The following is an 11,429-nucleotide window of genomic DNA, read 5'->3' on the forward strand; positions in this document are numbered from 1 at the left end:
TTGGTCTTAATCCTAATCTTGCTCTTAATCATAATCCCGGCTTCACGACGCCCCTTTCACATTGACAGGCTCGCAAGAGCGTATGAAATGCCGAGGGGGGCACCTCCTGGCGAAGTCAGCTACGTCTGACCGGCACGGCATGGCTGTTTCTAGCGCAATGTCACGCTGTCCTGCTAACCCTTGCTCGGCAAGTCGGACGCCCTTTAATGCTGGGCGTGTGGCACGGGGCTGTGCCGTTCCAGTCTCACGCTTTGTCGGGCCAGCAGATGGTTGAACGTGAGTGAGATGAGGCCGGGGGAGAGATTAGGATTAGGAGTGCGATTAAGATTAAGAATGAGGATGTGTTGGTGGGCCTTAATCCTAATCTTACTCTTACTCTTAATCATAATCCTGGCTTCACGACGCCCACGTTCACCTCAGTCAGCTCGCGAGAGCGTGTGACATGCCAAGGGGCCGCCTCCTGGCGAAGCCAGCTGCGTTTGACCGGCACGGCACGGTTGTGTCTCGTGCAATGTCACGCTGTCCTGCTAACCATGCCCGGCCAGTCGGACGCCCTTGAATGCTGGGCGTGTGGCACGGGGCTGTGCCGTTCCATTCTCCCACTGGATGCACGCTTTGTTGGGCCGGCAGTTGGTTGAACGTGAGTGAGACGAGGCGGGGGAGAGATTAGGATTAGGAGTACGATTAAGATTAAGAATAAGGGTGTGTTGGTGGTGGGCTTTGGTCTTAATCCTAATCTTACTCTTAATCATAATCCTGGCTTCACGACGCCCCTTTTGCATCGACAAGCTTGCGAGAGCGTATGAAATGCCGGGGGGGGGCATTCTGGCGAAGTCAAACCAACGTGGGCTACTGCTAGCCGTTTGTCGCTTTGGGGCCGCCGGCGAGTTGTCCGGTGACGGCTTCGATCGGGATCGGGATGCCACGGAGGCAGCCTTCAAGAACGAGGTTTTCGCCAACGACACCTTGGAAGCTTGCGACGATCATTCGTCCGCGGCGGGTTTTGTCGAGACGAACCATCAAGATAAGGCGATCGCCGGGGACGACAACGCCACGGAAGCGGACTTCGTCAACGCCTCCGAAGCCGACCATTGCTGCACCGAGCAGGTCGTGCTTCTGGGTGTAGTAGCTCGAAAGCTGAGCGACAGCTTCGAGCATCATGACGCCGGGCATGAGCGGCATACCGGGCATGTGGCCGCGAACCCAGAACTCCTGATCGGTGATCTGTTTGTAGGCGGCGCACGAATGGGACTCGAGATCCTCGTGTAGGATCGCGGTGAGTTGCTCCATTTCGTGCCGTTGCGGGTTGTATTTTCGAATTTCTTCGATGTCCGCAATCGGCTTGTCAAAGTCGAGGAGGCTCGGCTGGATGATAAAGTCGCTTTTCACGGCAGATCAGGTCTTGATCTTCTTTCGTTTTGCCTTGCGAGCCTTGGCACTAGCGGGCCGGCGCCCGTGGTTTGCCTTCTTTAATTTATGGTGTGGTTTCGCCACGAGAGGTTACCTGAGGTGAAGGGATGAGTGGTTGAACGAGAGCAGGGATCGAAAGGGGAACTAGCGTTCTCGGTAGACGATTCGACCTTTGGTCAAGTCGTAGGGAGATAGTTCCACGCGGACCTTGTCCCCGGGGACGATCCGAATGAAGTGTTTACGCATGCGTCCGGCGACGTGCGCGAGCACGTCGTTGCCGGTTTCGAGTTGAACACGGAAACGGGTGTTGGCGAGCGCCTGGGTGACGGTCCCCTCAACTTCGAAAGCTTCTTCTTTCTTGCTCAAGACTAAGGCCTGGTTATCGTTTACTAAATTGGACGCCGCGACGGGCACCACGAAGACCAGGTTTCTTCCGTTCCTTCATGCGGGAATCCCGCGTCAGGAAACTGCCTTCTCGCATTGGATCATGCAAGGCTTCGTCGTGCGAACATAGAGCCCGAGCCAAGCCCATGCGAATCGCACCGCTTTGCCCGGTCAATCCGCCGCCTGAAACACGTACGGTCATGTCGACTTTATCAGCCAATCCGGCTGCTTCGAGTGTCTCGAGGATCACACGTTGATCTCGGTCATTGACGAAGTATTCGTTCAATGGTTTTCCATTGATGGTGAACACTCCGCTGCCCGGACGGACGCGAACCCGAGCCACGCTGCTTTTGCGACGGCCCGTTCCCAGCGCATCGCCGGTGATTTTGTCTTTCTTAACTGCGATCATGCGCTGACTTTCTTGCTCTTACGGGCCAATTCGACTGGTTGTTGTGCGGTATGCGGGTGGTCAGGGCCGGCATAGATCTTCAGTTTGCTGAGCATGTGGCGGGCCAACTTGTTCTTTGGCAACATGCGGCGCACAGCGTGCAGCAACAGATCTTCTGGTTTGCGGTCTTGACGATCCTGGTAGCTTTCGAGTCGCAGTCCGGGGTATCCGGTGTACCAGGTGTAGTGACGATCCTGCATTTTGTTGCCGGTCATCGCAATTTTTTCGACGTTGGTCACGATGACGAAGTCACCGCAATCGACGTGAGGTGTGTATTCGGGGCGATGTTTGCCCATCAAAACGACGGCGATATCGCTAGCCAAACGGCCCAGTACTTCGTCGGTAGCATCGACGACATGCCATTGCTTTTCGACTTCGCCGGGTTTGGCCATGTAGGTTCGCTGAACAGCCACGGTGGGAACTTTTCTCAGGGGAGGCATCAAAAAATTGAATCGCAGAGCGTACTCGACACACCACGTTGATGGCAAGGGCTTCCGACTAACCGAAATCAGGTTTTTTCGAAAGCCCTTGCATCTGTTTCTGGGCAATTCGCCCGTTTGAGTGGGCAATTAGCCCATTTCGATGGCGTAGCCGTCGCGGTACGGTCTCGCGAGCATCGAATTGGCCTCTTCGTCGCCAACGATTTGCTCGGACGAGTCGTCCCACTTCAGGTCACGGCCGACGCGGGCACAAATTCCAGCGAGGTGGCAAACGTTGAGCATTTGCATATGCGAGTGCACGTCCGAAATCGGCTCGAGCCCTTCGCGGGAGCAATGCAGGAAGTTGGCCCAGTGCTGAGTCCGCTCGTTGTGTTCCATCGGTAGGCCCTTGTAGACCTTGGAAATGGCGTCTTCGGGCAATGGGTTGTCTTTCAAGTCGTCGACCGGTTTTCCTACCAATTTGCCGCGGTTGACGAAGATTCGGCCCTCGTCGCCTTCGAGCAGGACGCCGTTGTCGGTGTCATGTCGAATGATCATCTCGGTGTCACCGGGGTACATCACGCTGAAATTGAACGCGGTCGCCGTATTGTATCGGTCGTTTTGCTGAGCAACTCCATTCTTGAATTCAACGGGGTGGGTGGCGCTGCCGCTGATCGAAAGAGGTCCCTCGGTTTGTCCGTTGAGCTTGAGGGCCCAGTTGCAGATGTCGACATGGTGGGCACCCCAGTCGGTCAATTTGCCGCCGGAATATTCGTACCACCAACGGAATTCGTAGTGGCAGTTCGTGTTGGGACGGCCTCTTCCGGCTTTGAGGTACCGGTAGTCGACTTTGGGGGCTGGGCCGAGCCAGCGATCCCAGTCGAGGTTGGCGGGCACTTCGGCGACGGGGATTTCGGGGCTGGTGGGGGCGGCACCGATTGCGGCTTGGACGCGGCGGAGTTTACCCAGACGTCCTTCGTTGACGATCGCCATTGCTTTGGCGAACAGGTTGAAGGTGCTGCGTTGTTGGGTACCGACCTGAATAATTCGCCCGGTCTCCTTTTGGACCTTGCGGATCAATTTGCCCTCATCGATTGTCAGCGTGAGCGGTTTCTCACAGTAGACGTCTTTTCCGGCGAGCATCGCTTCAATCAATGGTTTGGTGTGCCAGTGATCGGGGGTGGCGATGTGCAACACGTCGATATCGTCACGGTCGAGTATTGCGCGGTAATCGTTATAGACATCCGCTTTGCCGCCGCTGTATTTCTCGTTGAATCCGTCCGCACGACCCGAATCGACGTCTGCCACGGCAACGACGTCCAACCAGCGTTTCGCGGAATTGATGTTTCCTGATGCCATCCCGCCGGCGCCGATGACGCCGATCGACATGCGATCGTTCTTGCTTTTGGTTTCATCCGCCAACGTGCGGGGGTTCCAGGCGAAATACGGTGTCGCCATGGCAGCTCCCGCCGCCTGCAGCATGCGTCGACGACCAATGGCTAGGCGTTTGCCGGTTTGCGGCGCTGGAACGGGGTCTTTTTTCGACATGGCGTGGGCCTCTCTCAATGCGGGTGGGATAGAAAATGGGCGGTCTAGCCGGATTATAGTAGTCTGTGGATTGCCGTAATAGACGCTGCGTGTGTTCAGTCGATACCGATTTGCTCGGTCAGAGACTTTGGCAATCACCGCGAACTATTTGACGAGCCCGGATAAAGTAAACGGGACAGCCGACACGATTCTGCTACGATATCCATCGCCCCGTCCTCCCCCAGTGCTCTCGCGTTCGAAGGAATTTTTCTCGCTCATGTATCTCCGAATGGCTCGCCGGTTTGCCTTGGAAACGGACAAGCGGTTGCTCGCCAAAGCCGTTTGGATGCTAGGCGTCAAAGGACTTCGGAGCATCCACCGACACAAGCGAAGACTCAAGAAAGGCGAGTTTTTCCCGCCATTTCTCTACATGTCGGTCATCAATAGCTGCAATCTTCGTTGCCAAGGTTGTTGGGTCGACGTCGCGGCAAAGCAGCACAAGATCGAACTCGACGCGGCAACCCGGACCATCGAGCAAGCCAAAGCGATGGGGAACAGCTTCTTTGGTATCCTCGGCGGTGAGCCATTCATGCATAAGGATTTGTTGACACTTTTTGAGAGGCACCGCGATGTGTACTTTCAAGTGTTTACCAATGGGCATTTCATCACCGACGAAGTCGCCCAAAGGCTGCGAGCCTGCGGCAATGTGACGCCATTAATTAGCGTCGAAGGCAGCGAAATCATCAGCGATACCCGCCGCGGTCGTGACGGCGTGCTCAACCAAACGATGGCCGGGATCGAGGCGGCCGTGCGAAACAAATTGCTCGTCGGCGTCTGCACCAGCGTGTGCAAGTCGAACATCGACGATCTCGTTAACGAGCGATGGGTGGATCGTCTAATCGAAATGGGCGTGATGTATTGCTGGTTCCATATCTATCGCCCGGTCGGTCCCGAGCCCAATCCGCAGCTTGCGCTTTCCAGCGAGGAGCAACGCCGGGTCCGGCAGTTCGTCGTCGATACTCGTGCGACCAAACCGATTGTCGTGATCGACGCTTACCACGATGACGCGGGCAACGCCTTGTGTCCGGCGGTCACCGGTTTCACTCATCACATCGGCCCGTGGGGAGATATTGAACCGTGCCCCGTGATTCAGCTCGCGACCGAGTCGATTCACGATGACCGGCCTCTTAAGGACACGTTTAACAATTCGAATTTCCTGAAGGATTTCCGGGAGCTGACGGCGGGCCAGACGCGCGGTTGCGTGATCATGGAGCGACCAGATTTGCTCGTGGAGCTGGCGGAAAAACACGGTGCTCGGGACACGACCGCTCGTGGTGGTGTGATCGATGAGCTGAAAAACGTTTCGCCGCGGCGGAGCCAGTATCAACCCGGCGATGAGATTCCCGAACGCAGTTTCGTCTACCGCTGGGCCAAGAAGTACGCCTTCAACGATTTCGGCACTTACGCAAAGCACTTTGATCCGACGAAGTACCAAGATCCTGACGACAAAAGCGATTCTCCCGAACTCGTGCAAATTGGAGATGCGAGTTCCTGATCGGAGTGGCTCGTTGGTGGGTCGTTGAGTCAGATTCGATCGAGCGGTCTCCTCCGGCCGAATTCGGAACCGTTTCGCAAAACCCGATGCGACTGAGTGTCGATCGGGCCCTTCAGAGCGTTTGGTGCTCCTGGCATTTTTTTCAGCGAAAAGCAGCTCGTTACCACCTGAACCCGCTAAGGCAGATGGATTACACTCAGTCCTCTTGTAATCCCCCTCCGGAGAGAGGACCGACTGATGAGCGAACCCTTCGATGAGACTTGCTCGAACAACGCCTGTGGACTCACCGATATCGGTCGCCGTCGCACCGAGAATCAGGATCAATTCTTGATCGCTGAATTGCGAAAATCGATGCTGGTTCAGTCGACTAGTTTGCCCATTGATGACGACATGCCGCTGTTCGGCAGCGCCACCGGGCAACTGCTGATCGTGGCTGATGGCATGGGTGGGCATGCCGCGGGCAGGCGAGCGAGCAGCGTGGCGATGGATCAACTGATTACTCAGATGCTCAATCGCATGCACTGGTTTTTGCACCTCGATCGAGACCATGAGGAAGAATTCATTGACTCGCTCAAGGATTTATTGCGGCAAGCTCATGCGAGGATATTGTCGGAAGCCGCCACGGACGATTCCCATCGGGGCATGGGCACCACTTTGACGTTGGCCTACATCGTTTGGCCGAGGATGTATGTCGTTCATGCCGGGGATAGTCGTTGCTATCTTATTCGGGATGGTCAATGCGAGCAGTTGACCACGGACCACACGCTCGCCCGGCAATTGGTTGAATCGGGCGGACTCAAGCCGGAGGAGGAGGAGCAGAGTCGGTGGAGCAACGTGTTGTGGAATGTGCTCGGGGGCAGCGGGGAACAAGAGTTGATTGCCGAGGTCCGACGCACGGATCTGTCCGAAGGAGACATGGTGCTGTTGTGCAGCGATGGTTTGAGTCGATATTTGTCCACGCAAACTTTGGCGGGCGTTGTTTCGGAAGGGTGCAGTGACCATCGCAGCATCTGCCACCGGTTAGTCGGATTGGCGAATTCGGCCGGAGGTGAAGACAACATTACCGTGGTCGTTTGCAGTCCCGAGCCCAAGCCCGCCAGCGAGCACGCGATGTGTTTCCGCCAGCGTGGTTTGTCAGCATTGAAGTTTCAGCGTTTCGACAACTGCTTCGATGAAGATGACGAGACCGATCTGTCTCATCTGTTGACTGAGGACGGCATCATGCCCGAGGACTTCGCCGACGAAGACACCCTCCCTGGTTAGCACTCGTTGCACCGCTTGCTCCTTGGTCGCACCTCGAAACGAGGCACGTGCCAACAGGTTGCTCTTGGTTTAGAATGGAGCGAGGATTCTTCGTTGTCGGAGAGTCGTCTTCCCCCTTGGTTTCCCGCCCCATTCTGAACCAGAACGCGCCATGAACACCTCTTTGCATCCTGTTCCACACCCGTCTCGTTTCTTGCGATCAGCGTCCGTTGCTCTAGTTGGCATGATCTGCGTGGCTGGTCTTGGTTTGTCGTTCGACGCCCCGCTGGTCAGCGCCGCGGATGCTCAGGCCGGGCCGGCGACCGCCACGGTGAGTTTGGGCGATCCGTCGCTGACCGCCGGGATTCCCGGTGAGGGACCGTTGACGATGGAGCAAGTGAAAGATTGGTTCGCAAAGCCGGAAAACCATGCCGTGCTCGATGTGCGGTTGCCGCGCGGTCTCGATGCGGCAGCGGGAAACATTTTCATCCCTGAAGAGAATCCGATGACGCGGGCCAAGATCGAGCTGGGGCGTCAGCTTTACTTCGACACTCGGCTTTCGTCGGATAACACGATTTCGTGTGCATCGTGTCATGCACCCGACCAGGGTTGGGGGGCGAATACGCAATTTGGCGTGGGCGTCAGAGACCAAACCGGTAATCGTAATTCGCCGGTCTCGTTCAACCGGATCTTAAGCCGCCATCAATTCCATGACGGCCGTGCCGCCACGCTCGAAGAGCAAGCCGTCGGACCGATCGCCAACCCGATCGAAATGGGGAACACCCATGAGGTTTGCGTGCAAACCCTGGCTTCCATTCCGGTCTACCAATATGAGTTTGAGCGAGTCTTCGAAGACGGATTGACGATCGACAATGTGGGCCGGGCGTTGGCAACGTTTGAACGTGCGGTCGTGACGGGGCCCGCCCCATACGACTACTACGCCCCATTGGCGACGTTTGAAAAGGCATTCGCCGATGACCTTGAGTATCTTGACGAAGAACCCGAGCTCGCCGAACAGTACGCCAAACTCAAAGCGGACGCGGCGAAGAATCCGATGAGCGAATCGGCAATTCGAGGCATGGAACTGACATTCGGAAAGGCCAACTGCACCGCCTGTCACGCCGGTGCGAACTTTACCGACGAGCAATTCCACAACATCGGCGTGGGAATGGACAGTGACGATCCTGATCTCGGCCGTTATGTCGTCACCAACGAGGACAAGGACCGAGGCGCCTTCAAAACGCCCACGATGCGAAATGTGACCGATTCCGCTCCGTACATGCATGACGGCAGCCAAAAAACGCTTGAGGAAGTCATCGAGTGGTACAACAAGGGCGGGCATCCAAATCCTTGGCTGAGCGATAAAATGAAGGTGCTGAACCTTACCGACGGTGAAAAGGCTGACTTGGTCGCTTTCATGGTCGAAGGTTTGACCAGCGACTTCCCGGTGATCGAAACCGGACGTTTGCCGGCCGACAAATAACCGCTCCTCCCCAAGAAGTCTGATGCCCTCTACCGTTATCGCACCTTTGAAAATTGGTGACCTGATCATCGACCCGCCTATTTTGCAGGCGCCGATGGCGGGGTTCACAAACGCTGCTTTCCGTCAAATCGTTCGCGAATTTGGCGGCGCCGGTTTGCTCGCTACCGAAATGGTCAACGCGCGAGGGTTCGTTTGGATGTATGAGCACGAGGCGGAGCATCCGGATCGTTTATGGGGCGTCGGCGACGAACCGCGACCGCTTGCGGTGCAGATCTGGGACAACGACCCCGAGACGATGGCCAAAGTCGGCAAGCGACTCGTGGAGGAGTACCGCGTCAGTGTTGTCGACATCAACTTCGGATGCCCGGTTCGGCAGGTCACCGAGAAGGCTCACAGCGGGAGTTATCTGCTGCGTGAACCCCAGCGGATGCATGCGATCATTTCCAAGCTCGTGGTGGCATGTGCCCCGACGCCCGTTACGGCGAAAATCCGCTTGGGATGCCACCCGAACAACGTCAACTGCAACGAGATCGCCAAGGTGGTCGAGGAGGCGGGGGCGGCCGCGTTGACCGTGCACGGGCGAACGGCCGCGGACATGTTCCGAGGGAACGCGGATTGGGATCGGATCAGCGAGATCAAGGCCCACTTAAAGAATATCCCGCTGATCGGCAACGGAGACCTCGACAGTGCGGAGAAGGTGGTTGCTGCGTTTGAGCGTTACAACGTCGATGCGGTGATGATCGCCCGGGCGTGTTTGGGACGGCCGTGGTTGTTCGCCCAAGCCGCCGCGGCCCTGCGTGGCGAACCGGTCCCGCCGGAACCCACCCTGCAAGAACAACGCGACGTGATGTTGCATCACTATCAACTCGTCGTGGACCGATTTGGCGAAGAAAAAGCCACGATTCTCATGCGAAAATATGCGTGCTGTTACGCACAGGGGAAACGCGGCGCTCGGCATTTCCGAACGCATGTCGCCAAGGTTTCGACTGCCGCAGAGTTCCACGCGGTCGTGGAAGAGCATTTTCCACTCAATCCGGTACAATGAACGGAGTAAACTGGTTGAGCGTTCGCTCACGATTACTCCCGATTTGCCCCAGCCCGTCCGATGAGAACAGTCGATCAAATTTTGCAGGAGGCGACGTCCCAGGCCAGTCCGACGGATGCGGAACCGAGACGCCAGTTGGAACGTTTCTCACGGAAACGCCATATCGAATTGGTCCGTTCGCTCTCTCAGGTCAACGGTTTTCGCACGACGATCTACCTCGCAACCCAGTGGCTGATCATGATCGCCGCTATGGTGATCGCCGCTCGACTGGATCACTGGGCGGTTTATCTGCTTGCAATGGTGGTTCTAGCCAGCCGGATGCAGGCATTGGGTGTTTTGATGCACGATGGTGCTCATTACCTGCTCTACAAAAACCGTGTGGTCAATGATGTCGTGTCAGACCTCTTTGTGGCGTTCCCACTCGGGATGAGCACGACGCTGTATCGCAAAACTCACTTCCGCCATCACCGGTACACCAACACCGAAGAAGATCAAGATCTCGCGGCGCAGAAAGAAGAACGGGAGTGGTTTGAGTGGCCCAAAACCCGCTTGGGTTTGTTCTTGACCTTGATCCGTAGCGTGTTCGGAATGAATTTCTTACGCGGTTGGATCTTGTACAAACACTGGGCGCCCTGGAACAATTTTCGTTCACCCGATTTCCCGGTTCGGTGCCGCGTGCTGTACGTCCTTTCGACGGCGAGTGTGTACGGTTTCTTTGCGATCGCACTCAAGCTCGACACGCGGACGACTTTGATTCTGCTCGCCGTTTACATGTTCGCCGGTATCACGCTGTTAAACTTAATTAACCGCATTCGGGCTACCGCCGAGCATCTCGGGACTCGAGGTGATCATGAACTCAACGACACTCGCACCGTCTTGCCGAGCTGGATCGAGCGGATGTTGATCTCACCCTACGGCGTCAACTACCACCTCGAGCATCATCTGTTCCCCTCCGTCCCCGGTTGCCAGCTCGCAAAACTTCATCGCGAATTGATGCAGGATGACGAGTTCCGTGAGCGAGCACACATTACACGTGGTTACACCGGAGTGATACGCGAACTGATGGAGACGCAGCGCGAGGTGAACGCAAGCCGCGATCAAGTCGCCCAGGTCGCGCACGCCGAACAGGGCAGCAACTAACCAGGTCTGCAGGAATCATCTNNGAATTGTCGTTATACCGAATCGCTTCTATGTACCTGCTTAGGAAGTCTGCAAGGACGTATTGAGTTCGTCGGATTCGATGCGACCATCTCGGACACGCAGTACCCGCTGGGCTGCTACGGCGACTTCCTCGCTGTGTGTGACCGTGACGAGGGTCATTTTTCGATCGTCATGCAGTTGAGCGAACAATTCCAAAATGCCCGCGGCGGTGACGGTATCCAGGTTGCCGGTCGGTTCGTCGGCCAACAATAATCGTGGATCGTTGGCGAGCGACCGGGCGATCGCGATCCGTTGTCGCTGCCCGACCGACAATTGTTTGGGCAAGTGCTTGGCTCGATCGGTCATTCCGACCGCTTCGATCAATTCGCGGGCCTTCTCGATTCGTTGGGCACCCGTCAACCCACGGCCAAACATGGGAACCTGCACGTTTTCCAACGCCGTGAGTGTCGGCAGGAGGTAGAACGACTGAAAGATGAATCCGATCGCCCGCGATCGCAGTTCGTCCAGATCGGTGGACGAATCGACCACTTTGCCTTCAAAAATCACCTTGCCCGATGTGGGCCGGTCGAGAGTCCCGAGAATACTCAGCAAGGTGGATTTGCCGCTGCCGCTCGGACCCATGATTGCGACATATTCACCTGCGCGAATTTCGAAACTGACGTGGTCGAGCGCGTGCACATTCCCATCGGGATAGTCTTTGCAAACGTCTTCAACAGCCAGCAAAATGGATTCATCGTGAGTCATGGTTCATCCTG

12 protein-coding genes are annotated in these 11,429 nt (G+C 56.5%); 5 read left to right on the forward strand and 7 right to left on the reverse strand.

Annotated elements, in window-relative coordinates:
• Positions 1-855 precede the first annotated feature (855 nt).
• The 6 genes from NB063_RS21890 to NB063_RS21910 all read right to left on the reverse strand — a co-directional run bounded on the left by NB063_RS21890 (position 856) and on the right by NB063_RS21910 (position 4,209).
• Positions 856-1,389: a 3-hydroxyacyl-ACP dehydratase FabZ family protein gene (locus NB063_RS21890; protein WP_250931010.1), complete on the reverse strand. Its 534-nt coding sequence runs from the start codon at positions 1,387-1,389 to the stop codon at positions 856-858.
• A 6-nt stretch (positions 1,390-1,395) separates the two neighbouring features.
• Positions 1,396-1,494 carry a 50S ribosomal protein bL37 gene (locus tag NB063_RS32670; protein WP_372894368.1) on the reverse strand — a complete coding sequence of 33 codons (99 nt, stop codon included), beginning with the start codon at positions 1,492-1,494 and terminating at the stop codon, positions 1,396-1,398.
• Between the two features lie 60 nt (positions 1,495-1,554).
• The gene (gene infA / locus NB063_RS21895; protein WP_008681989.1) at positions 1,555-1,776 is read right to left on the reverse strand and encodes a translation initiation factor IF-1; all 222 of its coding nucleotides are present in this window, start codon (positions 1,774-1,776) and stop codon (positions 1,555-1,557) included.
• A gap of 13 nt (positions 1,777-1,789) precedes the next feature.
• Positions 1,790-2,203, reverse strand: coding sequence for a 30S ribosomal protein S9 (gene rpsI, locus NB063_RS21900; RefSeq protein ID WP_250931012.1), 414 nt, complete (start codon positions 2,201-2,203; stop codon positions 1,790-1,792).
• Positions 2,200-2,655, reverse strand: a complete 456-nt coding sequence (rplM, locus tag NB063_RS21905; protein WP_250931013.1) for a 50S ribosomal protein L13 — start codon at positions 2,653-2,655, stop codon at positions 2,200-2,202. Before rplM ends, rpsI begins: the two co-directional genes overlap by 4 nt.
• A gap of 156 nt (positions 2,656-2,811) precedes the next feature.
• A complete protein-coding gene (locus tag NB063_RS21910) occupies positions 2,812-4,209 on the reverse strand; it encodes a Gfo/Idh/MocA family protein (protein ID WP_250931014.1) in 1,398 nt (465 codons plus the stop codon).
• Positions 4,210-4,477: 268 nt separating this feature from the next.
• On the opposite strand from NB063_RS21910, the gene NB063_RS21915 reads away from it, so the two are divergent.
• From NB063_RS21915 to NB063_RS21935, 5 genes are all read left to right on the forward strand, one after another.
• Positions 4,478-5,743 carry a radical SAM protein gene (locus NB063_RS21915; protein ID WP_250931181.1) on the forward strand — a complete coding sequence of 422 codons (1,266 nt, stop codon included), beginning with the start codon at positions 4,478-4,480 and terminating at the stop codon, positions 5,741-5,743.
• Positions 5,744-5,980: 237 nt separating this feature from the next.
• Positions 5,981-7,006 carry a PP2C family protein-serine/threonine phosphatase gene (locus NB063_RS21920; RefSeq protein ID WP_250931015.1) on the forward strand — a complete coding sequence of 342 codons (1,026 nt, stop codon included), beginning with the start codon at positions 5,981-5,983 and terminating at the stop codon, positions 7,004-7,006.
• Between the two features lie 151 nt (positions 7,007-7,157).
• Entirely contained in the window at positions 7,158-8,468 is a 1,311-nt protein-coding gene (locus tag NB063_RS21925; RefSeq protein ID WP_250931016.1) for a cytochrome-c peroxidase, read from the forward strand.
• Between the two features lie 22 nt (positions 8,469-8,490).
• Positions 8,491-9,513 carry a tRNA dihydrouridine synthase DusB gene (gene dusB, locus NB063_RS21930; RefSeq protein ID WP_250931017.1) on the forward strand — a complete coding sequence of 341 codons (1,023 nt, stop codon included), beginning with the start codon at positions 8,491-8,493 and terminating at the stop codon, positions 9,511-9,513.
• A 60-nt stretch (positions 9,514-9,573) separates the two neighbouring features.
• Positions 9,574-10,653: a fatty acid desaturase family protein gene (locus NB063_RS21935; RefSeq protein WP_250931018.1), complete on the forward strand. Its 1,080-nt coding sequence runs from the start codon at positions 9,574-9,576 to the stop codon at positions 10,651-10,653.
• A gap of 60 nt (positions 10,654-10,713) precedes the next feature.
• Here the strand turns inward: NB063_RS21935 and NB063_RS21940 are convergent, their stop codons facing one another.
• Entirely contained in the window at positions 10,714-11,418 is a 705-nt protein-coding gene (locus NB063_RS21940) for an ABC transporter ATP-binding protein (protein ID WP_250931019.1), read from the reverse strand.
• Between the last annotated feature and the right edge of the window lie 11 nt (positions 11,419-11,429).

Origin of the sequence: Aporhodopirellula aestuarii (assembly GCF_023701485.1) — a bacterium.
Classification (GTDB): domain Bacteria; phylum Planctomycetota; class Planctomycetia; order Pirellulales; family Pirellulaceae; genus Rhodopirellula; species Rhodopirellula aestuarii.

Bases quoted from the DNA above. Each gene is read 5' to 3' on its own strand.
- rpsI (WP_250931012.1), bottom strand. From the start codon at position 2,203: ATGATCGCAGTTAAGAAAGACAAAATCACCGGCGATGCGCTGGGAACG.
- NB063_RS21920 (WP_250931015.1), top strand. From the start codon at position 5,981: ATGAGCGAACCCTTCGATGAGACTTGCTCGAACAACGCCTGTGGACTC.
- NB063_RS21935 (WP_250931018.1), top strand. From the start codon at position 9,574: ATGAGAACAGTCGATCAAATTTTGCAGGAGGCGACGTCCCAGGCCAGT.
- NB063_RS21925 (WP_250931016.1), top strand. From the start codon at position 7,158: ATGAACACCTCTTTGCATCCTGTTCCACACCCGTCTCGTTTCTTGCGA.
- NB063_RS21910 (WP_250931014.1), bottom strand. From the start codon at position 4,209: ATGTCGAAAAAAGACCCCGTTCCAGCGCCGCAAACCGGCAAACGCCTA.
- NB063_RS21915 (WP_250931181.1), top strand. From the start codon at position 4,478: ATGGCTCGCCGGTTTGCCTTGGAAACGGACAAGCGGTTGCTCGCCAAA.
- dusB (WP_250931017.1), top strand. From the start codon at position 8,491: ATGCCCTCTACCGTTATCGCACCTTTGAAAATTGGTGACCTGATCATC.
- NB063_RS21940 (WP_250931019.1), bottom strand. From the start codon at position 11,418: ATGACTCACGATGAATCCATTTTGCTGGCTGTTGAAGACGTTTGCAAA.